Here is a 22,943-nt window from a genome sequence, read left to right on the forward strand (position 1 = left end):
TTTATATATAACTCCATTCTTATATTGAGAAGGTGGCACCAGATGAAGAATATTTTTTTTCAGGTACTTTTAGTTATAACTTTACTATCAGCTCAGTTCTATCCGGCTGTTGCAGCAAACAATGAAGACATTTTCAACGAGGAAGATTCAGCCTATATTCCTCAGGATACCGTCACGGCTCTTTCGATGGTTTCCCAGATAAAAATGCAGAATCCTGCAGCTAACGGGTTAGACGTTCTTGAACTAATAAACGTAACAACTGATCCTACCGACACTGACGGTGATGGTTTGCCGGACACTGTTGAAGTTATCCTTGGAACTGATATTAACTCAACTGATTCTGATTTTGACCAGCTTGACGATTATAACGAAACCATTCTCTATTTTTCCGATCCTCTTGAAATGGATTCCAACTTTGACGGTCTTGCTGATAACTTTGAAGTAACTGATGTACTTTCGCTTGACATTGATTCAGATGGTGTCTCCAATATCTGGGACTTTGATAACGATGATGACGGTGTGGAAGACAACGTCGACTCATCACCTTTTGCAGTGTCAACAAAATATGATTATTTCAATTTTGATATTAGCACTAATGGAAATCCTGTTTACATTGATTTTCAGATTGTTCCTGAAAGTTCCAGTCATGTAAGACTTGCCAACCAAAAACTGGACTGGCCATTTGATAATAAAAGTGCTATGCAGGATCTTGATGGTTCTACGGAGGACCTGACAATCGTGCCCCTTCTTGAATTGACAATGGACTCTGTACCTGCTCAGGCAGATATTGATGATTATGGCCTTGGTGTTTCCGGTGACAGAGTATATGTTCCACTTTTCCAGGTAAATGGAATAGGTGGAGAGACAGCTCTTGCAGGAAAGATGTTCTATCCTGAATCAAGTAACAATGACATCAATATGAACGCAAGCCTTCTGTGGCTAGTTCAGGCAAAAACAGATACTCTGGATGAGGCCAATAGTACAATAAGTACAGAATCCACAACTCTCATAACATACAGGGAAGATTTCACTCTCACAGGTTTAAGCATTGAGGAGAGCTATGGAAGTGATGTTGGTATTTTCTATACGGATGACATCAACCAGAGCATTGGCAGCAACTTCATGATGGCTTATTCATTTTTGAGAGACAACCAGTCAACAATACAGGATATGCCACAGGAACTGGCTGCTCACAATATAACTATATCATCTGACATCGATAATTTTGCACACCGTGACCTTGGATTGCAGTCACTTACAACTGAAATGACGCCTGATGCGCTGAATTCACTTCCTGATGACCGAGTTCTTCCGGTAGTATCTGCTATCCAGAGTAATTTTACAATAGCAGACCTTTCTGATTTTGGTTCCGGTTCATACGTTATTGGCAATGATATTTCCATAGATATGAGTGCTGAATCTGTAATTTCCTTAAAGACAATTCAGACCAACTGGTACAATACTAAGGATAATTCTGCTGCGGATTCTGAGTCTATGCTCGGAGAACTGGAGGACTGGGGTTCTGCAGTGAGTATTGATGCAGACTCTCTTGAGTCAGTAATGGCACTGTCGCTTGTCTGGTCTGTGGGTGAATCAAAGGTCACAAGCATTGGCGGGGATCTTCAATCATTTGAATTCCCAGTTGAAATGGAGATTCTAAATGAGATCCAGTCGTGGGTTGGAAATGTTGTTTTTGTAAGCTTCGCGTTCATTGACCTTGTATCCAATGCAACTGAAATAGCTTACAGGGCTTTCTTTGCTACTAAATATGTTCTTGAAGCAGTACAGGGATTTCTGGGAATTTTGCTGACAAGCAGCCAGTCGCTGAGTAAGACTCTTGGGGTGGTGGGAACCATTGCCAAAGGCCTGAACGGTTTAGGAGAAGTGCTTGGTGTTATTGGTATAGTAACAATGATAGCCGGTTTTGTCCTTGATGTTGGTTTTGCACTATGGGGATTCTTTAACATTGCCATGAGTGAGGGCTGGTCAAACACCGGTACTTTCCAGGGCGCTGTTTATGCTTCTATTATGATCGCATACGCTGCTGTAATGCTAACTATTGGTGTGATACTTCTGGCATGTGCAACCATACCTACAGTGGGATGGATAATTGCTCTTGTTGGTGGTATCATTATGGGACTAATTGGTTTAACTGATTTTATCCTCGGAATCTTTGGAATAGGTTTCTCAGACCTGGTCTCATGGATTGTCGGTACATTCCATCAGACGTATCCGAACACGGAATGTTCACTGGGAATTATAAACACATCACTTGACCTTCAGGACGGCGAAGGCAATGGGCTGGATCTTGGAGATCGGATAATTTTCAGGAGTTATATCAACGGAACAATTGCGAAAACATCTTCTGGCACCTGTTCGGATGTACAGAACAGCTACATCATTCCTCATTACAAGAACTATAGGGTTGGATACGCAGAGACCCCACTGTCTTACTGGCTCTCTGATTATGGCGATTATACCAACACCATTTCAATACACAATACGTATCCTGACGTACAGAACACCACCTATGAGGCGGTAGCATGGATAGAGCCGGAATCTGCCGTTATCAATTTCCCGGTTCCAACGATGTTCATAGCTGAATACAATATAGTGTATACAGATCGCAAAATAGAGTGGGATTTCTGGAATGGTTACAAATACACCATATTGAATGAAACCGACTCCTCCTATAGTATACTGGACACTCTCTACTTTGATGTCCTCCCTAACAATATAGATGACCTTGTAAGATGGAGTCCGCTCTCTGCGCTGGATTATGACCATGACGGACTTGCAAACGGTGATGATCCGTATCCACGTTCATGGGATGCAGATGGTGATGGTCTTAGTGATGTTTTTGAAATAAATACCACTGGTACTGATCCTTCAAAGTCAGATGCCGATGGCGACGGCCTGAATGACAGGATGGAACTCATCTATGGTACAAATGCTTCCGCTTATGATACTGATAACGATAACATGTCCGATTATCTTGAGATAAGCGGATGGCAGATAAGTTTCAACTACTGTAACCATACTTTCAACATGACAGTCTACTCCGACCCACTCTCACCTGATAGTGACAGGGATGGTCTTGGTGATGAAGAAGAATACCTGAACAATCTTAACCCGATGGCACCGACCAATACTACAGATACTGACGATGATGGCCTGATGGATGTTATCGAAACAGCCGGATGGGATGTGACCTTTACCAATGAGTCCGGAACTTACACGGTCCATGTTGGTAGTGAAACTCTTAATGAAGACACAGATTATGACGGCTTGAGTGACCTGGCAGAATATAGTAATTCAACCAATCCAAGGGATACAGATTCTGATGATGATGGCCTGAGCGATCTTGTGGAGCTAAGTCTGGGTACAAACCTTCTTGACTATGATAGCGATGGAGAAAGATTGGATGATAACGCCGAGATTATTTTCGGCACAGATCCATGGGATACTGACACAGATGGTGATTTTTTAAGCGATTGGGAAGAAATACGTGATGGTACGGATCCACTTAACGAAGACACCGATAATGACGGTCTTTCCGATGGTTTGGAACTTGAGAGCTGTACAAGTGCAACAGACGCAGATTCCGATGATGACCTGATACCAGATGGTCAGGAATTTAGTTGGGACACTAATCATGCATGTAATCCTGATATTGATGGTGATGGGGTGCTTGACGGTTACGAAGTGTTCTATAATACCAGCATGTATCTCAATGATACGGATGGTGACGGGCTGCTTGATGGTATGGAGATAAGCAACAGGACTGATCCAAAGAACAATGATACCGATGGTGACGGACTTTCTGATATGTTCGAAATCATGAATGGTACTGATCCTAATGATGGCGACACTGATGGAAATGGCCTGAATGATTCAGAGGACCCGTATTCATTTGCTGACAATGTTGAAAGAATATGGGCCAGCTATGATGAGGATGAAGCTACCCTTGAGCTGATAGAGAATCTTGAAAAGTACACTAATGTAATTGTCTTCAATCCTGAAAACATCAGTAATTATTCTGCCAGGGAAAACATCCTGTTTGTAGGAAGGCCGGGAACTGTTGATGATACGGCTGGTAATATTACAATGAATATTCTTGCTTCAGTAGCTCCTGATACACTTTCAGAAATGCAGGAGTCTGATTATGACAGGTTTGCAGTTGAGTACGATGTATGGTCTGAAAACCAGACTGTTGTCATGCTCTCAAGTCCATATCCAAACGACCACTATAAAATACTTGAGCTGTTCAAGACCGGTTCTGAACTGGAATATCCAACTGCTGTAAGCCAGTTCAGGACAGATTCAATCAGCAAAATGGGACTTTATGTGATGGTTGAGCTTAAAGAACCGGTTCAGCCTTCCATTGAACTGACTCAATATAATGAAGATGAACTTCCTCACAACTTAAGTTTCGGACTATCCTCAGGTGACCTTGGAGTAAGGTACCTTGACATTAATGTCAGTGAAAATGTCATGAACGAAACATCCAATAATATCCAGCGTGCTTTGCTTGTGATATATTACAAAGGCCGCGATCTTGACAGGACAGGTGACCTTGATGGCAACGATGCCGGTGACATTGACGAATCCAGTCTTTCCATGATCTGGTATAACGAGACCAGCGGTCTGTGGGAAAAGATGAGCACTGATATGGATTGGGTTTATGAACTTGGAATAAACACCGACAATGATGTTATAAACGGAAAAGAGTATGAAGGTTACATGTGGGCGAATGTTTCCCACTTCAGCACTTACGGACTTTCCGGAGGAGCAAGGGCTGAATCTGTTGTATCGGCTGATGGCAGTGACGATGACAGTCCTCTTGATTCGGACCGTGACGGACTTTTTGATTTCGTAGAAAGAAGAATGGGTACTGATCCTTTCAACCCGGATACTGATGGTGACGGCATTATAGATTCAAAAGATGATACTCCGGCGGGGGCAGATATTTCTGATGAAAATGCAATTGACACTATTACATCTGAAGAAACAGCAGTTACTCTGGATAACACACCGGAATCTTCAGGAGATGACAGTCCTACTTCAGATAAAGGAGGTACCTCTGGTTCCTCAGCTTTACTCGGGATGCTGGCTCTTGTTACGGTGGCACTTCTGGCCGGTATTGTAGTTCTGAAAAGAAAAGAATAAGAGGAAGCCTGTAATCTATTATACGAAGGTGGTTTGATTGTCATCAGAAAAAAAAGGAACAGATAACAAACAGCTTTATGCTGGTATTGTTATCGTTTCCATCTTGATATTGTCAGGCGTTTTTTATTATGCAGAGTACAGGGAAATTAATGACCCTTACGAACTGGCAGGAAGAGTTATACATGTCTCGGAGGATATCAAATCCTACCGGTTTAACATGAGCAGTAACATAACAATTCTGGGGGAGACAGTTTCTCCTCTGCAGGGAAATGGATATGTCGGTTATGTTGACCATGAGATGGATATCACTTTTTTCTCTCCTGAAAAGTCAATTGATATGGTAGTTGTTGATGAGACAGCATACATGAGAGAGGATGATGGAACATGGGAATCCAGAAATCTTGATGAAGACACCTGGCAAAGCAATGACCAGTTATCCCAGAATGAATATCTTCTTAAAGAATCTACAAATCTCAGTATGGAAAGAACTGATGCAGGCATAATTCTTACAGCAATTCCTGACAAGACAACATTGATTGAAGAAGCTGACAGGACAGGTCTGGATCTTCAGGGCAGTGAGCAGTTAAATGATTATTATGTGAACTATCTCATTGATGAAAATAATTATCACGTGCTCTCTATTGAAACTTATATCGATATACAGATGAAAGTTCAGGGGATGAGCTCACCTGTTATTATTGACAATACAATCAACATCTATGATTATGACCAGGAGACAGATGTTGAAGCTCCTCTTTAGAAAGAAAAAAGAAAAAAAGATTTAATGCAGGATGGAATTTACGTTTTTAATCCTGCATCGTTTTTTACACATTCTTGGTTTCGTCCTCACGCTTCTGCGGAGTGAAAGCTACTTTCGCCGAGCGGAACGTAGCTTTCCGGTTCAGACCATTTCGCAGCTAATTCAGTATCCTCGACTTCAAGGATTGTATTGGTAATTCTGTCAAGCATGCGCATTGCTCCCTTGTATCCAAGTGTCAGTAACCTCTGGGCACCGACTCTGTCATGGATTGGGAACCCGAATCTAATTAACGGGATGTTCATCTCCTTTGCAATATACTTTCCGTTGGAGTTGCCTATCATCATCTGTGGCTTTGCCTTCTGAACAGCATCGTTGAATGTATCAAAGTCAACATCCTCAAGGATTGTAACATCGCAATCTGGCTTTACCTGCTTTACTCTTTCCATAGCCTGTTCAGCAAATCTTGGTGACTTGCTGGAAGCAACCACAAGTATTGGGTGCATTCCGTTCTCAAGCACAAGTGAAAGCATACCAAGCACGTTGTTTGGGTCACCATAGATAGCAACCTTTGTACCATAAACGTACTTGTGAGAGTCTACCATGGCATCAATAAGCCTTCCGCGTTCCTTCTGGAACTCATCTGGTATTTCTGCCCCGGATATATTAGACAATGCGGCCAAAACCCTGTCAGTGTACTCAAGTCCTATCGGGAGGGGCAGATTCTGCGAAGGGATATCAAAAGTCTGCTCAAGGTAGTTGACCGCTTTGTTATCATTGGTAATTCCCAGTCCGATTGTTGCAGCACTGTTCTTCATGTCTGCAATATCAGCATGAGTTGTTCCTCCCGGAGGGATCTTGTGAAGATCTCCTGTCATAGGAGCATCAAAGGTTTCAGAGATGTCAGGGAGAAGTATGTATGAGTTCTGTCCCACAATACTGTCAAATACGTGCTTAAGTTCCCTTGTGTCTTCAGGTGAGATATTCTCTGAAAGCACGACATTGAGCTTATTGTTGAATATCTCCTTCTTTGAATCATCAAGGGTAAATGTCTTGACAATAGCTTCAACAGCCTTAATGTATCCGCTGTTGTGGCTCTCTTCATAGCTTGGTGTCGGGACAGGAATTATTATTCTCTCATCTCCAACGCCCTCTTCTTCTCTGAATTCACTGATGATACGTGAAATGTCATCTCCGATTGTCTCTGCGAGACATGTTGTGGAGACACCGATCACCTTTGGATTGTAACGTGATATCAGGTTCTTAAGTCCCTTCTTCAGGTTCTCGCTTCCACCGTACACAGCTCCCTTTTCGCTAAGTGAGCTTGAACCAATGTCCACAGGTTCCCTGAAATGGTGTGCAAGGTGCAGTCTCATATAGGTGCTGCAACCCTGGGACCCATGTAAAAGAACCATTGAATCTTCTATTCCCTTAAAAGCCATTACACTGCCAATTGGCTGGCACATGATACATGGATTGACTGTAGTATAATTGCGTTCGCTCATGCCACTGGCTCCTGTTGAAGTGTAATGGGATCAATCTTCTGCATACTTCTCTCCCCAGTTATCTTGTTGGATGTCTTTGTCTCATCTTCAGTTTCGCAGTCTGCCCCACTGCTTTCTGAATAAGCTCCTTCTATCTTACTACCAACGTACTTCCAGACAGGACTGTTAACTGAAGTGTCAAGTTCCCTTGCAAAGTTCAGGAAACCGTCGTAACCTTCAAATTCAATTGTTCTGTCGTGGTTAAAATCACAGAAAGAAACACCAAGCTTGTAAGCCAGGAACCTTTCCTTGACACCTGCTACCATAAGGTCTGCCTTCTGGTTGACAATAAGGTCTGCAAGTTCCAGAGGGTTTGCATCATCCACAATGACGGTTCCGTCCTTTACCTGATAACTTATCTGCTTGTAGTCATCACGCTTTCCTGTCTGTGTTCCTATTATAACGACTTCCATTCCAAGTTCCCGGAAGCCCTTTATCAATGTTAATGCCTTGGCCGCCCCGCCCATGTAAATTGCTGCAGTCTTCCCTTCAAGTCTGCTTCTTATTTCCTGAATTTCAGGCATTATCCTGTTTGTTTCCTGCTCGATTATTTCTTCTGCAATGTTCATCATTTCTTCAGAACCGAAGAATTCAGCAGTTGTTCTAAGTGCAATTGCAAGATCCTCTATTCCAAAATAGCTGACCTTTCTGAAAGGAATCCCGAATTCCTTATTCATCCACTTCGCGAGATATGTCATGGAACCAGAACACTGAACAAGATTCAGCTGTGCTCCATGTGCCTTTGAGATGCTATCTGCCGTCGCATCCCCTGTCATAGAAGTGATCACCTGTATTCCCATCTTCTCAAAGAGGGGCTTTACTAACCAGACGTCTCCTGCCACATTGTAATCGCCAAGAATGTTTATCCTGTACTCAGATGTGATCTCAGGTTCCTTTGTTCCGACAAGCTCCATAAGTGCATGACATGCAGCCTTGTATCCATCGGACTTTGTACCCTTGAATCCTTCTGACTTAACAGGTATAACAGGTATTCCTACCCTTTCAGTTGCTTCCTTACAAATGGCTTCGAGATCATCGCCGATTATACCGACAATACAGGTTGAATAGACAAAGATGACAGGTGGGTTATATAACTCGACCAGTTCGTCAATGCTCTTTGAAAGTTTTTTCTCGCCACCGAATATAACATCGAGTTCCTTCATATCAGTTGAGAAACTGGTACGGAAGGTCTCCTTGTCACTTGACAGGCTGCCTCTGATATCCCAGGTGTAACTTGCACAACCAATGGGACCGTGCACGAGGTGAACTGCATCGGTTACGGGGTTAAGTGCCACACGTGCTCCTGAATATACACAGGCTCTCTGGCTCATAGAACCTGCGATAGATGTACTATCACATGAAAGTTCACCTGCCTTGTTTGCCTGCTTCAGTTCTATGTATGGCTTTCTTTCATCCAGCGTGTTAACCACGCTTGTAATGTCTGGCATGTTCTCACTCCAAAATAAATTATTCAGAGGCCGTTTTGCGACCTCTGGCTTTTCTTCAAATATGAAGAGGTCGTTACTGTACGACCTCTAGCTCTTCTTCAGGAACTGTCTTGTCCTTGATGTCAAGGAAAGTGTTTCCTATCCACTCAATCAAGCGAGCTGCTCCTGCGTATCCCATGACCGGGAAGTGGTGCAGGTTTGCCCTGTCCATGATTGGGAATCCTACCCTGATCAGTGGGATATCCTCGGCAAGAGCAATGTGCTTACCATAGGTGTTACCGATCAGCATGTCTACAGGCTCGTTCTTTATGATCTGGTGGAGTGTGAAAAGGTCAGCTTCGTCAAGAATCTGTGCGTCAGGGTACAGTGGATGTACCATTTCAGAGACTCTTTCAACGTAAGCCTTGCTAATTGATCCTGAAAGTACTACAACAGGCTCCATTCCCATTTCAAGCACAAGGCTTGTGACACCTTCTATTATGTCCGGGTCACCGAAAATGGCTACCTTCTTTCCATAGAAGTGTGGATGAGCATCTGTCATCATGTCAACAACCCTTGCCCTTTCCTGTTCAAGTTCAGGTGGGATTGCTACATTTGCAAGCTCAGCTGCCTTCATAACGAACCTGTCTGTAAAGCGTACGCCTATTGGTACAGGACCGATCTGGACTGGCATCTTGAACTTGTTCTGGAATACCTTTGCTGCTGCGCCTCCTGCCATTCCACAGAGTGCGATTGTACCCATGGAGTTTGCACTGTCTTCCACGTCACCGATTGGTGTTCCGCCATTTGCGAACAGTCCTCTTTCCATTCCAATTCCGTTGTCCAGAACATCTGTCTGGTCAGGGAAGACAATTGAAGGGATATTCATGATGGAGAGTATTCTCTTGATCTCACGAATGTCTCCCGGGTCTACAAAACCAGGGATTACGTTCAGCTTTCCGTTTGGCTTTGTCTTCTGTGCAAAGGTTGTGACAAATGACTTTACCATGTTGTCGTAACCTGTTACGTGGGAACCCACGTAACTTGGGGTTGATGCTGCACAGAGCTTGATTGATGGGTCTATGAGTTCTTCTTCTTTTACATCTTCAATCATTGAACCTACATCGTCACCAATTGTCTCTGAGAGACATGTTGTGTGAATTGCAACTACTTCCGGTGTGTATACAGCTTCGATGTTTTCAAGTGACTTCTTGAGGTTTGATGCACCACCGAATACAGCAGTACCTTCATAGAAACTGCTGGTTGTACCGATGGTTGGTTCCCTGAAGTGTCTTGTAAGGCACATTCTCAGGTATGAAAGACATCCCTGTGAACCATGGCTGTGAGGCATACAGTTGCGTATACCCAATGCAGCGTAAGTTGCACCAATTGGCTGGCAAATCTTTGCAGGATTAACAACCAGTGCATTTCTTTCCACTTCTTCCTTTGGTGTATAATCTAACATTTTTCAGTCCTCCTTTATTCTCCCTTCCATGGAGTCTTCTGGAGCTTCCAGCTTGGGTTGTTCACTGCCATGTCTACATCTCTTGCAAAGTTCAGCACACCAGTAAATCCGGTGTAACGTCCACTGTAGTCATATGAGTGTATCTGTCTGGATGGGACACCCATCTTCTGTGCCCAGTACTTGTCCTTGATACCTGAACAGAACAGGTCTGGCTTGAGTTCCTTGATGAGGAATTCTGTTTCGTGGTGGTTAAGATCATCCACAGCGATTGTACCATCCTTCATTTCAGGAAGCATTCCTTCATATTGCATAAGACCAAGCTTTTCCTTGAGTTCTTCCATACGTTCCGGACTGATAGCAGGTTCGAAATCCGGATCTCTTTCATAGTGGAGATCTTCAAGAATTCCACTGGATGCCTTTTCCTTCAGCCCGTCAAGAATCTGTCTACCTTCGTAGTCATCACGGTGAGCGAACTGATATCCTGCAACAAGTACCTTCATTCCGAGATCCTCAAAGAGGTTCTGGTAGTGGTGGGATCTTGATCCACCAGCATAGATGAATGCTGTCTTGCCCTGGAGTTTGTTCTTATACTTCTCAAGTTCTGGCTGTATCTTTGCCATTTCTTCTTCAATTACTTCCTCAGTCTTCTTTGTGAGTTCTTCATTGTCGAAGTATTCAGCCATCTTTCTGAGTGTCTTCTTTGTTCCTTCGACACCAACGTAATTGACCTTGAGCCATGGAACTCCATACTTCTCTTCCATCATACGGTTAGTGTAGTTAACTGACCTGTGACAGAGAAGAATACTGAGCTTTGCCAGGTGTGCCTTTGATATATTGTGGTATGAACCGTCTCCAGTGAAGCTTGATACGATTCGGTATCCGATCTTCTCAAAGAGCGTCTTGATTTCCCATAGGTCACCACCAATGTTGTATTCACCAAAGATGTTGATGTCAAATGGTGTTGGGTTCTCAAGTTCTTCAGTACCGATGAGCTGTTCCATAATTACGTTACTTGCAACGTGGTGCCCTGCTGACTGGCTTACACCTCTGTACCCTTCACAGCGAAGAGCCAGTACTTTTAATCCTGGATAATCCTTTTCTGCGTTACGTGCAACGTCTTCAATATCATCACCGATAAGTCCTACCGGACATGTTGCATTGATGGAGATAGCTCCAGGCTTGAAGATTCTCATTGCATCATCAATTGCATCCCTGAGCTTCTTTTCACCACCGAATACGATATCTGTTTCTTTCATATCTGTTGAGAAACAGTATTGCAGGTAGTTGTCGCCGCCATCTTCTGCCTTTGCCATGTTTCTCCTGGTTCCCCAGGTGTAGTATCCACAGCCAATTGGTCCGTGTGTGATGTGAACCATATCCTTGATAGGTCCCATTACCACACCCTTTCCACCGGCATATGCACAACCACGGTTTGTCATTATACCTGGTACGGTCTTAGCGTTGGCTTCGATGTGCTGCTCTGTTTCGCAGGAGTCCTTTACTGTAAAGTGCTTCCTTCTGTCCTTTTCAGTCTTCTTTGGATAGACCTTCATCATCTCGTCGATGACGCTCTGTGACTTCTCTACTTCAGAACTCATTCTACATTCCTCCCTACAGTATCTTCTCCAGATTCTCCTGTCCTTACTCTGATAACTTCAGGTATGTCTGTGACGAAGATCTTTCCATCTCCTGCATGGCCTGTCTGGTTGATGTCGATTATTTTCTGTATTACCTTCTCAGCTGCATTGTCACTCACAACGATGGTAAACATACGCTTTGGGACAAAAGGTATGTGAGTCATTTCTGGCTCTGGCTGTTCTGGAAGTGGAGGATTGAATTCAAAGCACAATCCCTTTTGCTTACCACGGCCCATCACCTTTTCTACGGTGAAAGAGGGGTAACCGCATCCATCAAGGGCATCAAGTGTCTTGTGCACCTTGTTCATGCGGATGATTGCCGTTATTTCCTTCATTTAAAAATCCCTCCGGATTTAAAGTCCGCTTGCGCCTGTACGGATTGTGTATGCGTTTTCTACTGGGTTCACGAAGACCTTACCGTCTCCGTACTTTCCTGTGTGAGCTGATGACTTGATTATCTCAAGGACCTTGTCCTTGTCAGCATCTTCAACTACTAACATAAGCATTGTTTTTGGAAGTTCATTGAACTGTAAATCTGCTGTGTGGATACCTCTCTGCTTTCCTCTTCCGAATACATCGGTCTTAGTAAGGGATACAAAGTCTTCCTTTTCAAGTGCGTCTACAACATCAACTACCTTTTCCGGTCTGATTATTGCACGAATCATCTGCATAGTTTTTCACCTCAGATATTGTAATTATACTTCAATTATTCCGAATTCTACCATCATTGCTTCGAGGTCTTCCATATCGAGTGGTGTTGGAACTACAAACAACTCGTTGTTGTCAATGTTCTGAGCAAGTGTCATGTATTCCTTTGCCTGCTGGCTCTCCGGGTCAAATTCGATGACAACCTTTCTGTTGATCTCAGCACGCTGTACAATGTTGTCTCTTGGTACGAAGTGAATGAGTTGACTTCCAAGCCTTTCTGCAAATGCTTCGAGAAGTTCACGTTCTCCATCTACATTCCTACTGTTACAGATAATTCCACCAAGACGTGCGCCTCCCTTTGCATACTTCTGGATACCCTTGCAGATGTTGTTTGCTGCATAGATTGCCATAAGTTCACCACTGGCTACAATGTAGATTTCCTGTGCCTTTCCTTCTCTGATTGGCATTGCGAAACCTCCACATACTACGTCACCGAGTACGTCATAGAAAACGTAGTCGAGTTCATCTTCGTATGCACCAAGGTTTTCAAGGAGTCCGATTGAGGTGATAATACCTCTACCTGCACAACCGACACCTGGTTCTGGTCCTCCTGATTCTACACACTTGATTCCGCCAAATCCTGGCTGGATAAGCTTGTCGAGTTCGATGGATTCGTCGCCTTCTGATCTGAGGGTGTCGAGTACTGTCTTCTGGTTAAGACCTCCGAGAAGCATTCTTGTAGAGTCTGCCTTTGGGTCACATCCTACTAACAGTATCTTTTTGCCCATGGTGGCGAGTGCTCCGGTCAAATTCTGAGTTGTTGTTGACTTTCCGATTCCGCCCTTTCCGTATATTGCTACTTGTCGCATGGTCTTTTCCTTCTGTACTTATTTGATGTGTTTTTTTGTTGTGTTTGTTGTACGACTGTGTTAATTATTGGAGCTGCGTTGTTTTGTATCGTACAACGGAATCCTATGTACTATGTTCCAATATATAAAACTATTGCTACTTTACTTTTATTTATTTTTCATACATTAGTTAAAAACAGTATCAGTGGCGCAAGTCCACTCGCATTTTATTTTTTATTAGTAAGTGCAGGTTATTTGTCCATTTCAGGGAATATTCGTATTTTTTGGCCCATTTTGGCAAACACTTATATATTGTAATATCTGACCTTTTCAATAAAGACCATAAACTGAAGAGTTAAGGCAATATTCTTTCTGTATTATATATTTATATTTCAAAAAAGCCAGGTACCGCTCTGATTTTCCGGAGCTGCGTTCAAAGCGGACCTGTCACCTAAGAGGTAGTTAGTACCATTTCCCTGCGAACGTTTTTCTCATGGCTGGTCTACCATGATTACAGGGTATGTGTTTCGTTTTTGTTTGCTTTAGGAAGCAGGTTCTATGCTTGTTAGGATACTAACGGAATCCTATGTACTAGGTCTTTATATTTAAACCTATTTCTACATAGATTCTGTTAAGTTAAGGAGTATGAAAAATGAAAGGAACTAACTCAAAAAATATGGAAACAAATTTAAATGTTAAAAATGATGTGAAAAGTTGGATGAGGACTTTAATTCAAGGAATTAGTTTACTTATTTTTGCTTTCTTATTGCTAATACTAACAAGCATTGATAATATGGTAGGTTTTAGCACATTTTCAAAACAATTAACAACATTTGTAACCTTAATTTATCTTATTATTTTTTTACTATTGATAATCGATCCTAATCAAGTAAGAATATTTACACTTGGTCATTTTGAACCATATAAAAAGCTGTTGATTTTAATTGCGATGTTGCTGCTGACATATGTTTTTTTGGTACCTGCAATATTATATATGGTTGGGATGGTGTGAATGGACCTATATGAGCTTCCACCCTACATGGATGCATTATCAACTAGTGTATGGAACACCATCTTGGGTCTAGAGATTTTGAAAACTTTGCAGTACACTGGAATTTACATTTTATTTGGGCTAATAATGAGTGTGTTTGTGATTGTGTATTTTGATGAGAGATTAATTGATAGTTTCCTTTCATCAGATAGTAAGACATATAGCTATCCCTTAGTGTTTTATTTAACAATCTTACTTATCATTCAATTAGTAAATGCAAAAACAAACATAACAGCAATATTTGTAGAGGTTCTATTTATTCTTTTTATTGTAAAATTGATAGGGTTAATAAATGCCAACGCTGGAAAAAATATATTGGAAATTCTGGGCGGATTTGCTTTAATAGAAATTATTTTATCACCGAATGGTAACTTAGATAACTTAGATTATATACTAATAACTCCACTTTTTTTAATATCAATTATACTATTGTCTACAATTAAGTGTAAATGGAGTAAAGAGTTAATAGTGAACTTTTATACATGGGCTACAAATTACATTTTAATGAAGCTAATTAAAGATGAGTCAGTTAAAGAAAAAGACTAATCTTCCAAATCTTCAAATTTGGTTAAGCCCTTGACCTCATCCAACTTTTCACGCAACTTGTTTTCCCACTCTTCATACTCGATTACCCCTTTTTCTTCTAAGAGTTCAACCAAGGATGTTATCATTTTATCCAAATGATAAATTTCACCTTCAATGTCTTTTGTCATTGTTTCACGACCTTAAGAACGAGATTGCTATTATCCATCGTCCACATCAGCTTATCACCTTTATGAATATCAAGAAGGTTAATAAGTGCTGTGGGAATCGGTGTCGTATATTTCCCACTTGACTCCTGCACCGTTGTTTTTAGTCCTTTCGTCATATCATCACGCTCCGTTTATAGATGCTTGCCATTTTGTAGCCTGATCAATCAGTGATTCCCATTTATTAGAAGTATCAATGTCAACTCCTGCAGCTTCTGCTGGAGTTTTGCCTTTAAGTGCGCTGTGTGGTCTAAGGAAATTGTAATGAACAAACCAACCCTCAAGAAGCAGTCTTGTTTTATCCATTGAATCAAGTCCACGTCTTGCCCTAAGCATGTCTTTAAGGCTTCCGTGCAGTCTTTCAACAATATTATTTGTTCTTCTGCTATTGATGCCTACATTCTGTATAAGCTTTGTATCCTTTGTACGCCTGTCATAGAATACCTTGTTAAATGGCTTTCTGTATGCGAAACAACCATCTGCAAAGATAAACTTAGGCTTATTCATTGCCCTATTTGCTGCATCCTCAAAAAGAATTGTACAATCCTTGTTTGTACGGGTATTAGATAGATGTCCTGCGACCATGAACCGAGTATCTTCATCTATAATCTCCCAGAACCATTTTTGTTCGCCCTTGATCTTAATAGCTGTTTCATCAACGTGCCAGTTGTCACCAAATTCTACTTTGAGGCTAGAAACGTAATCATAAACGAGATTGGAGTATTTTGTAATCCAATTGTGAATTGTGACCTGTGAGACATCGACTTTAAAGATATACCTTATCTGCTCTTGGATTTTCCTTACGCTCATTCCGTCAAAGTAAAAACCAATTGCAACAGCAATGATATGCTTCTGACTTCTCATGCGCCCGAAGTTATCATTTTCAAGGAATCTAAAGTTACATTCCTTGCACTTGTATCTCTGGATTCCATCTCTCTTGCCTATTTTGACAACTTTTGATGAATCACATTTCTTACAGTTCATAATTTAGCCTCTACTTAATATTAAGGCACCATATTATATATACTTATTCTTACCTAAAAAGGTACCTTTATTTTACAGTGTTGGCGTAAACAATATTTATTAGTAATTCCACATATAGTTCATATATAGAGCATATATGGTACAAAAATGTCTATAGAAACTACAACCTATAGCAAAGTAAGTATCCCAAATCATATGAGAGATGAGATAGAAAGGATAATTGAAAATGACAAAAGGCTTGGTTTTGTTTCAATTCAAGAATTTGTGAAAGAAGCTATCAGGAGAAGTATTATACAATATGGGGGGATTTCTGATCAAAACCCTGATGAACTCGATGAATAGTTTCACCATGCAAATTTAGTCTATATATAGCACAAAAAACAAAATGGATATTAGGTAGACAAATGGAAAACAACTCTAATAATTATGAAGGGGAGCATCCCGAAATTATAAAGCAAAAGGGACTTGAAAGTTTAATATTACTAATAATAGGTGCAGATAAATCTCCTATCTCGTTACTTCATCTCCAAAAAGAAACTTTTTTGTTATGGAACTTTCACCCATATATGAAAGAGTTTATCCACTTTGTTGGACATTACAGAGGTCCATTTTCATCAGAAGTAGAAAAGACTGTACTTTATCCACGTTATCTTGAAGACTGCTGGTCATACATTCCACCACGTGCAAAACCATCGCGGGATATACTTAGTGGTGGATATGTGCAGATAACTCAAAAAGGACAAAATAAGTATGATGAAATATACTCAAGAGCCGTTAAATTAGATAACTTAAGAGTATTGTTATCTGGGATTAAGGCAGTTCGTGAATTATATGATAAACTGAACGAAGAAGAGCTTCTCCTTTTGATTTATGATACTTATCCCGAATATAAACTAAAATCGAATGTTTCAAATATGATATTTGATAAAAAAAATATGTTAGCGAAACAAATTTATGAAAAAGGCTTCATTGATAAAGAAAGAATGGAAAATCTGATAGGGTAGAGTCAAATGTGTGATAATGTTGTTGCTGATAGTTCTTTTTATATTTGCTATTGTGATGACATAAAAAAACACGATTTTTTATCTGACATTTTATCTTTGTATTCATTTCATGTAGGTCCGATAATAAAAGGTGAATTGCCAGAAGATTTAATTGATTCTAATTATTTTCAATCATCTGTTGCAGTCAATGATGCATCTTTTTTTGAGCTTGTAAAACCATATTTCGGCAGAATAGATAGTCATAAAAATGATGGTGAATATGAAGCAATTGGATTAGCATACGATTTAAATACTACATCAAATTTAAAATGTTTAATCATAGATGAAAGAAGGGCATATAATTTTGTAAATAGTAATTTTCCCTCGTTGAAAAGCAAGTTAACTCGGAACATCGGCTTTATTCTGAATTGCTGCCAAACAGATAAAACAGTATCTGTTCACTTAGTGATTGATATTCTAGAAAGCATAAAAGAATGTATCATTGAAGCGGAAACCAATGGAAACCAAAAACGTCCATGTAGTTTTGATAAAAAAACATGTGAAGAGATTATTGTAAAATTAATTAAACAACTTAAGGATAAATATGTCTGTTCTTGAATATGATTCTCACATTACAATTGAAGAAGAGCCTATAGCAGAAGTCAGAAACCCTGATTACTGCGTTCGTTCTATTGAACTAGAAAATATAGGTAAGAAGCTGGATACTCCATTTAAGATATTATCAGGCGATGGAGTTACTGAAACAGAGCTAAACCATTATAGTACAGCTTTATCAAATCCAATATTTGAAAGTGCGAGGTTCTTACAGGCCCCTATAAGTTGGGCTGGATTAGAAAAATATCTTACTGAATACTCTTCTCACAAAAGAAACCAAAGCCTGAGAGATTTTTTTAAAATTAAAAACAAACAATTTTGGGATAAATCCTTAACAACGCTTTCGTTGTCATTTCCAAGAAATCCATTTGAAAAACAGTCATTTAAAACAGTTGAATTTGGTGGGCTTGACGATGATAGTTATCTCTATTTATTGAATTTTATACATGCTAATTCTTCCGCTTTTGTTTTAGTTCCTGATATAAAAATTGAAACCAATGATTTTGTTTCAACCTATCTTGAAAAAATAGATTTTAGTGTAAAGATACTTTCTGATATAAACAGTAAACCTATTTTTGTTCCTTTGCCGCTAACTGCATCTGAAAATGTAACGGTAAAGATATTACAACACTATAAACAAAATAAGTATTCTAATATATGGATCAATTTTAATGATAAGCCATGTGATTCTAATTTTTCTGCAGATCTTCGATCAACAAAACAATTGATTAACAAATATATGGATGGCTTGAGTGTTGTTCTTCACTGTTCTCATATAAAAAGAGGGATACTACCACATTTACAAGATACGCAAGTGGCTTCATCTGATGTTTTGACACAGTTTTTTGGTGCAGACTTTATAGGCGTTAAGCGATTTGGTGCTGGAAGAAATCCATATGCTGATGATCCAGAACACTTAGCACAAGAAGCACTTAAAAATAATTTTGACACTATAGAACAATACCAGCAAGCAAAAGAAGATAGTGCAACAAGAATGTTTGATCCAACCACTTATTATTATCACAATTTGGATGAATATTCATATAGCACTGATTTTGACATGACACTACTGCGGGATCGAACACACAACAAAATAGTAAATGATTTGTTAATACATGGTGAAGTTGAGTCAGTAAAAAAGTATGTTGAAGAAAATGCAGATACGTCTATAACTAGCCGCCCACTTAAAAAGTATCTTCAACAAAAGAAAATGATTCAAGAAAACCTATTGATTAAGGATGCACTTATTCCAAAAACAATTGCTCCTACACTATCTGATCTTGCAGATATATTAGGCATTTAAGTTTTTACCGTTATTCTCTTAGAATCACACATATTGCTATCATTGAAGTATAGTTGTTCAACGCTTCTTATTAGCAGTGAAAATAATAGTAAATGCTAAATACCAGAACTCAATTACAAACCTTTTTATACTACTTTTTAGCGCACTGAAACTGATTTTTTAGCAACATTTTGAAGCCAGAGCATTGCGTTTTTTCTGCGTACTCCTTAACTTAACAGAATCTTCTACATATGGTTTACTTTTGCTTATTCTTGGAATTGTCCAATTTAATATGCCTTTTTTAAGGTAAACCAGAAGATACTACCATGCCCTTCCTGATTGTCGAAAACTCCAACCTTTTCTCCATGAAGATCCATGATTCGTTTTACAATAGCAAGTCCTATCCCACTGCCTTTGATATTTTCTTTGTGCAGCCTGTTAAAACGTGTGAATACAGCCTCTTTGTCAGCGTCAGGGATGCCATCACCCTGGTCAGCAACAGAGACCTTCCATTTGTCCGCAAAGTCTTCTATTTTCACAGTAATAGTGGTGTTATCGGGGCTGTATTTGATTGCATTTGATATGAGGTTTGTAAATACACCTTCAATCATGGGATTGGCAAATGCAAAGCATGTTTCGCTTTTTTCAAATACTAATTTCATTTTGTGGCTATTCAGACTCTGTTCGAAGGAACATAATGTAGTTTCTGCCATGGAAGCAATATCGGTTCTGACAAATGCCATCTCATCAATTGATTCAAGTTTAGCGAGTTTGGCTGCATTCTCTATAAGATCTGTAAGTTTGAGATTTGATTTTTTAATGTTCTCGATGAGAAGTTTCTGTTTTTCACTTGTTGCTGTCTCCTCAAGAAGCTCTGTAAATGATTTAATAAGTCCTGCAGGGTTTAGCAGGTCATGGCGAAGAACATCGGTAAAAAGGTCTTTTATTTCATTGGATTTCTGGAGTTTTTTTGCATATTCTATGAGTTTAATCTCATCCTTTCTCTTTTCGGTAATATCTTCTCCTGAAATCAGTATGTTTGTGATATTTCCTTTAGCATCTTTCAGGACTGAATAGTGCCATTTGAAAAGTTTCTCTTTACGTGTAATAGTCATTATAGGATATTCTGAGCATTCAGGTTCATCCATAATGCCATCTAAAAGCCTATCATATTTTTTCTTTACAAGGCTTGCATAACTCTCAGAAACGATAAGATCTATCCAGTCCCTGCTGATAATATTGTTCCTGTTGTATCCAAGGATATCTGCGCCTTTCTGATTGATATGAATGAGTTTGTAGTCTCTGTCCAGGACAGCAATTAATACGCCAACATAATCCAGGTATTCGTATGCTTTATTGCGGTCTTGCAGGAGTAAATCGTGTTGTTCTTTGATACGCAGAAGTGCTGTGATTTTCTTGTCAAGTTCAAACCTGTCAGCAGGTTTCTTCAGGAAATCATCTGCACCGACTTCTATACCTTTTTGGTGGTCATTTCTTGAAGTAAGGGCTGTAAGCATTATAACAGGTATAAAATCAAGTTTATAATCGTGTTTGATGGTCCTGCATACATCAAAACCATCCATTCCCGGCATGACAACATCAAGTAAGATCAGATCCGGCTCTTCCTTTTTCACTATTTTTAGTGCTTCTTCGCCAGTAGAAGCTGCAATTATATCATAATTATCTGTCAGGTATGATGTAAGAACAGCAATGTTGATCTTCTCATCGTCTACTATGAGTATTTTATCCTTCCCCGTCAAAAATATCACGAACAATACATATTGCATATTTATATATTATTCTTTTGATTTTATTTTTGAGAAAAACTATCAAAAAAGCTATTTAAAATTAATTCTTTTTAGGGAAGAGCCCCGAAACTATGGAAGTGCTATATTGTGACAACTGGACTGCAGAATCCTTTTACAATAGGTATATGTTGAATTCCCGGGGCTCACGGTGATTGTTTTAGATTAGTCGTAAAGTTAATGTTAAAAATAAAAAAGGCAGAGAGCACTTAGAGTGCTTCTCCGTCTGTTTCTCCTGTACGGATCCTGATGATCTTGCTTACAGGGGTGATAAAGATTTTACCGTCTCCAATTGATCCGGTTGCTGCAGTCTTCATTACAATGTCTACTACCTTATCGACATCATCTTCACCGACTACCATTTCCATCTTTATTTTTGGCAGCAGATCGACACAGTACTTGCGTCCTCTCCACTGCTGCATTACACCCTTCTGCTTTCCGCGACCTTTTACATCGGTCACTGTGACACTTTCAAATCCAGCTTCATCAAGGGCATCCTTGACTTCATGGATCTTTGTTGGCCTTATGATTGCTTCTATCTTCATCATATAACATCACTCCTTCAGGATCATAAATTCTGGGTATGCACTGATTCCGTGCTCAACTTCATCCAGTCCGGCAATCTCGTGTTCTTCTGATACACGGAGTCCTACTACTACATCGAGTATCTTGAAGATTATGAATGAGATTACAAATGCCCAGAGTATACTGAGTACTACACCTGCAAGCTGAATCATGAACTGTGCGTATCCGCCGTGGAGGAGTCCTGCGCCTTCAGCTGTGTATGCTGCAGTTGCGAGCATTGAACCGTCACCAGTTCCAAGTGCGAAGATACCTACTGCAAGAAGTCCCCAGCTACCACAGTATCCGTGAACTGCGATTGCACCTACAGGGTCATCGACCTTAAGGACATTCTCATTGAACATTACGCCTGCATATACTATTATACCTGCGATAAGTCCGATTACAATTGATGCTCCGTTTGTAACTGAACCACAAGGTGCTGTGATTGCTACAAGACCTGCGAGCATACCGTTAGCAGTAAGTGATGGGTCTGGCTTTCCTGTCTTCATCCAGGTGATGAGCATTACCATGATTGCGCCTGCACCTGCTGCAAGGAATGTGTTAACAATTACAAGGTTTGCAAATGGATCGTTTCCGTCGAGTGTACTACCACCGTTGAATCCTACCCATCCGAATGCCAGTATAAGTGTACCAAGGAATGCGAGTGGAAGACTGTGACCTGGAATTGCCTGTGCCTTTCCGTTCTTGAACTTTCCAATCCTTGGTCCTACAAGTAATACACCTGCAAGTGCTGAGTATCCACCAATTGAGTGTACTACGCCTGATCCTGCAAAGTCGTGGTGTGCTGCACCGAGTGCATCAACAAGGAATCCGCTTGTAAGAATTCCTGAACCGCTCCATACCCAGTGTCCGTATACAGGGTAAATGAGAGCTACCATAGCGATTGTGTAAATAAGATAAGCCTTGAAATCAGTCCTCTCAGCCATTGCACCTGATACGATTGTTGCACCGGTTGCTGCGAAGACCATCTGGAACCACCATCCGTTCCATGTTGCGTTGTCCATTGCGCCCATTAACATGAACTGATCAGTACCGAGAATTCCTGCTGCATCGGCACCGTACATAATTCCCCAGCCAACAAGCCAGTAAACAATGATACCAAGTGAGATTGTCATGAAGTTCTTCATGAGAATGTTAGCAGTGTTCTTTGTTCTGGTAAGACCGATTTCTACCAGAGAGAAACCTGCATGCATCAGGAACACGATTGCACCACAGATCAGGAGCCACATAAATGTGAGTGCTGTCTGAAGATCTGCAATAGCTGCTGCGTTCTCTTCCATTGTTTCAGCGGATGCTGGACCTATAAATACCATAAATATGACGCTCATTAGCAGTAAAACCTGCCAGATCATCTTTGAATTGAGTTTCTGTGATATTCCATACATGAGTAACAC

At 40.4% G+C, this 22,943-nt stretch carries 21 protein-coding genes; 8 read left to right on the top strand and 13 right to left on the bottom strand.

Annotated elements, in window-relative coordinates; genetic code table 11:
- Positions 1 to 42: 42 nt before the first annotated feature.
- Both METTI_RS15170 and METTI_RS09395 read left to right on the top strand, forming a co-directional pair.
- Complete coding sequence (locus tag METTI_RS15170; protein ID WP_023845580.1) at positions 43 to 5,169, top strand: APC family permease; 5,127 nt, start codon at positions 43 to 45, stop codon at positions 5,167 to 5,169.
- Between the two features lie 37 nt (positions 5,170 to 5,206).
- Positions 5,207 to 5,929, top strand: coding sequence for a hypothetical protein (locus tag METTI_RS09395; protein ID WP_023845581.1), 723 nt, complete (start codon positions 5,207 to 5,209; stop codon positions 5,927 to 5,929).
- Positions 5,930 to 6,015: 86 nt separating this feature from the next.
- Here the strand turns inward: METTI_RS09395 and METTI_RS09400 are convergent, their stop codons facing one another.
- From METTI_RS09400 to nifH, 7 genes are all read right to left on the bottom strand, one after another.
- Positions 6,016 to 7,431, bottom strand: a complete 1,416-nt coding sequence (locus METTI_RS09400; protein WP_023845582.1) for a nitrogenase component 1 — start codon at positions 7,429 to 7,431, stop codon at positions 6,016 to 6,018.
- A complete protein-coding gene (nifE, locus tag METTI_RS09405; protein WP_023845583.1) occupies positions 7,428 to 8,918 on the bottom strand; it encodes a nitrogenase iron-molybdenum cofactor biosynthesis protein NifE in 1,491 nt (496 codons plus the stop codon). The genes METTI_RS09400 and nifE overlap by 4 nt, the downstream gene beginning before the upstream one ends.
- 73 nt (positions 8,919 to 8,991) lie before the next feature.
- Positions 8,992 to 10,362 carry a nitrogenase molybdenum-iron protein subunit beta gene (nifK, locus tag METTI_RS09410; RefSeq protein WP_023845584.1) on the bottom strand — a complete coding sequence of 457 codons (1,371 nt, stop codon included), beginning with the start codon at positions 10,360 to 10,362 and terminating at the stop codon, positions 8,992 to 8,994.
- A 14-nt stretch (positions 10,363 to 10,376) separates the two neighbouring features.
- Entirely contained in the window at positions 10,377 to 11,960 is a 1,584-nt protein-coding gene (nifD, locus tag METTI_RS09415) for a nitrogenase molybdenum-iron protein alpha chain (RefSeq protein WP_023845585.1), read from the bottom strand.
- Positions 11,957 to 12,334, bottom strand: coding sequence for a P-II family nitrogen regulator (locus METTI_RS09420; RefSeq protein ID WP_023845586.1), 378 nt, complete (start codon positions 12,332 to 12,334; stop codon positions 11,957 to 11,959). Before METTI_RS09420 ends, nifD begins: the two co-directional genes overlap by 4 nt.
- A gap of 18 nt (positions 12,335 to 12,352) precedes the next feature.
- Positions 12,353 to 12,670 carry a P-II family nitrogen regulator gene (locus METTI_RS09425; RefSeq protein WP_023845587.1) on the bottom strand — a complete coding sequence of 106 codons (318 nt, stop codon included), beginning with the start codon at positions 12,668 to 12,670 and terminating at the stop codon, positions 12,353 to 12,355.
- A 24-nt stretch (positions 12,671 to 12,694) separates the two neighbouring features.
- On the bottom strand, positions 12,695 to 13,516 hold the full coding sequence (gene nifH / locus METTI_RS09430) for a nitrogenase iron protein (protein WP_023845588.1): 822 nt from the start codon (positions 13,514 to 13,516) through the stop codon (positions 12,695 to 12,697).
- Positions 13,517 to 14,147: 631 nt separating this feature from the next.
- On the opposite strand from nifH, the gene METTI_RS09435 reads away from it, so the two are divergent.
- The gene (locus METTI_RS09435; protein ID WP_023845589.1) at positions 14,148 to 14,507 is read left to right on the top strand and encodes a hypothetical protein; all 360 of its coding nucleotides are present in this window, start codon (positions 14,148 to 14,150) and stop codon (positions 14,505 to 14,507) included.
- Positions 14,508 to 15,092, top strand: coding sequence for a hypothetical protein (locus METTI_RS09440; RefSeq protein WP_023845590.1), 585 nt, complete (start codon positions 14,508 to 14,510; stop codon positions 15,090 to 15,092).
- On the opposite strand, the gene METTI_RS15810 is transcribed toward METTI_RS09440, so the two are convergent.
- Genes METTI_RS15810 through METTI_RS09445 form a run of 3 tightly spaced genes read right to left on the bottom strand, consistent with a single transcriptional unit; the run spans position 15,089 to position 16,279 of the window.
- Positions 15,089 to 15,259 (bottom strand): hypothetical protein, encoded by a 171-nt coding sequence (locus METTI_RS15810; RefSeq protein WP_023845591.1) that lies wholly within the window; start codon positions 15,257 to 15,259, stop codon positions 15,089 to 15,091. The two genes, METTI_RS09440 and METTI_RS15810, sit on opposite strands and share 4 nt — an antisense overlap.
- Positions 15,256 to 15,414, bottom strand: a complete 159-nt coding sequence (locus tag METTI_RS15815; RefSeq protein WP_023845592.1) for a hypothetical protein — start codon at positions 15,412 to 15,414, stop codon at positions 15,256 to 15,258. Before METTI_RS15815 ends, METTI_RS15810 begins: the two co-directional genes overlap by 4 nt.
- A 4-nt stretch (positions 15,415 to 15,418) precedes the next feature.
- Entirely contained in the window at positions 15,419 to 16,279 is an 861-nt protein-coding gene (locus METTI_RS09445; RefSeq protein WP_023845593.1) for an IS6 family transposase, read from the bottom strand.
- Positions 16,280 to 16,426: 147 nt separating this feature from the next.
- On the opposite strand from METTI_RS09445, the gene METTI_RS09450 reads away from it, so the two are divergent.
- The 4 genes from METTI_RS09450 to METTI_RS09465 all read left to right on the top strand — a co-directional run bounded on the left by METTI_RS09450 (position 16,427) and on the right by METTI_RS09465 (position 19,180).
- Complete coding sequence (locus METTI_RS09450) at positions 16,427 to 16,621, top strand: ribbon-helix-helix domain-containing protein (RefSeq protein WP_023845594.1); 195 nt, start codon at positions 16,427 to 16,429, stop codon at positions 16,619 to 16,621.
- Between the two features lie 62 nt (positions 16,622 to 16,683).
- Positions 16,684 to 17,283, top strand: coding sequence for a hypothetical protein (locus METTI_RS09455; protein ID WP_023845595.1), 600 nt, complete (start codon positions 16,684 to 16,686; stop codon positions 17,281 to 17,283).
- A 6-nt stretch (positions 17,284 to 17,289) separates the two neighbouring features.
- Entirely contained in the window at positions 17,290 to 17,880 is a 591-nt protein-coding gene (locus METTI_RS09460) for a hypothetical protein (RefSeq protein ID WP_023845596.1), read from the top strand.
- Positions 17,867 to 19,180, top strand: coding sequence for a hypothetical protein (locus tag METTI_RS09465; protein ID WP_023845597.1), 1,314 nt, complete (start codon positions 17,867 to 17,869; stop codon positions 19,178 to 19,180). The genes METTI_RS09460 and METTI_RS09465 overlap by 14 nt, the downstream gene beginning before the upstream one ends.
- Positions 19,181 to 19,446: 266 nt before the next feature.
- On the opposite strand, the gene METTI_RS09470 is transcribed toward METTI_RS09465, so the two are convergent.
- From METTI_RS09470 to METTI_RS09480, 3 genes are all read right to left on the bottom strand, one after another.
- A complete protein-coding gene (locus METTI_RS09470; protein ID WP_245596108.1) occupies positions 19,447 to 20,919 on the bottom strand; it encodes a sensor histidine kinase in 1,473 nt (490 codons plus the stop codon).
- A gap of 254 nt (positions 20,920 to 21,173) precedes the next feature.
- A complete protein-coding gene (locus METTI_RS09475) occupies positions 21,174 to 21,512 on the bottom strand; it encodes a P-II family nitrogen regulator (RefSeq protein WP_023845599.1) in 339 nt (112 codons plus the stop codon).
- 6 nt (positions 21,513 to 21,518) lie between these two features.
- On the bottom strand, positions 21,519 to 22,934 hold the full coding sequence (locus METTI_RS09480; protein WP_023845600.1) for an ammonium transporter: 1,416 nt from the start codon (positions 22,932 to 22,934) through the stop codon (positions 21,519 to 21,521).
- Between the last annotated feature and the right edge of the window lie 9 nt (positions 22,935 to 22,943).

Source organism: Methanolobus tindarius DSM 2278, from assembly GCF_000504205.1.
Lineage (GTDB): Archaea > Halobacteriota > Methanosarcinia > Methanosarcinales > Methanosarcinaceae > Methanolobus > Methanolobus tindarius.

Excerpts from the sequence above, each read along its gene's own strand:
- METTI_RS15170 (WP_023845580.1), top strand. The coding sequence starts at position 43 with ATGAAGAATATTTTTTTTCAGGTACTTTTAGTTATAACTTTACTATCA.
- METTI_RS09400 (WP_023845582.1), bottom strand. The coding sequence starts at position 7,431 with ATGAGCGAACGCAATTATACTACAGTCAATCCATGTATCATGTGCCAG.
- nifE (WP_023845583.1), bottom strand. The coding sequence starts at position 8,918 with ATGCCAGACATTACAAGCGTGGTTAACACGCTGGATGAAAGAAAGCCA.
- nifK (WP_023845584.1), bottom strand. The coding sequence starts at position 10,362 with ATGTTAGATTATACACCAAAGGAAGAAGTGGAAAGAAATGCACTGGTT.
- nifD (WP_023845585.1), bottom strand. The coding sequence starts at position 11,960 with ATGAGTTCTGAAGTAGAGAAGTCACAGAGCGTCATCGACGAGATGATG.
- METTI_RS09420 (WP_023845586.1), bottom strand. The coding sequence starts at position 12,334 with ATGAAGGAAATAACGGCAATCATCCGCATGAACAAGGTGCACAAGACA.
- METTI_RS09425 (WP_023845587.1), bottom strand. The coding sequence starts at position 12,670 with ATGCAGATGATTCGTGCAATAATCAGACCGGAAAAGGTAGTTGATGTT.
- nifH (WP_023845588.1), bottom strand. The coding sequence starts at position 13,516 with ATGCGACAAGTAGCAATATACGGAAAGGGCGGAATCGGAAAGTCAACA.
- METTI_RS09435 (WP_023845589.1), top strand. The coding sequence starts at position 14,148 with ATGAAAGGAACTAACTCAAAAAATATGGAAACAAATTTAAATGTTAAA.
- METTI_RS09440 (WP_023845590.1), top strand. The coding sequence starts at position 14,508 with ATGGACCTATATGAGCTTCCACCCTACATGGATGCATTATCAACTAGT.
- METTI_RS15810 (WP_023845591.1), bottom strand. The coding sequence starts at position 15,259 with ATGACAAAAGACATTGAAGGTGAAATTTATCATTTGGATAAAATGATA.
- METTI_RS15815 (WP_023845592.1), bottom strand. The coding sequence starts at position 15,414 with ATGACGAAAGGACTAAAAACAACGGTGCAGGAGTCAAGTGGGAAATAT.
- METTI_RS09445 (WP_023845593.1), bottom strand. The coding sequence starts at position 16,279 with ATGAACTGTAAGAAATGTGATTCATCAAAAGTTGTCAAAATAGGCAAG.
- METTI_RS09450 (WP_023845594.1), top strand. The coding sequence starts at position 16,427 with ATGTCTATAGAAACTACAACCTATAGCAAAGTAAGTATCCCAAATCAT.
- METTI_RS09455 (WP_023845595.1), top strand. The coding sequence starts at position 16,684 with ATGGAAAACAACTCTAATAATTATGAAGGGGAGCATCCCGAAATTATA.
- METTI_RS09460 (WP_023845596.1), top strand. The coding sequence starts at position 17,290 with ATGTGTGATAATGTTGTTGCTGATAGTTCTTTTTATATTTGCTATTGT.
- METTI_RS09465 (WP_023845597.1), top strand. The coding sequence starts at position 17,867 with ATGTCTGTTCTTGAATATGATTCTCACATTACAATTGAAGAAGAGCCT.
- METTI_RS09475 (WP_023845599.1), bottom strand. The coding sequence starts at position 21,512 with ATGATGAAGATAGAAGCAATCATAAGGCCAACAAAGATCCATGAAGTC.
- METTI_RS09480 (WP_023845600.1), bottom strand. The coding sequence starts at position 22,934 with ATGTATGGAATATCACAGAAACTCAATTCAAAGATGATCTGGCAGGTT.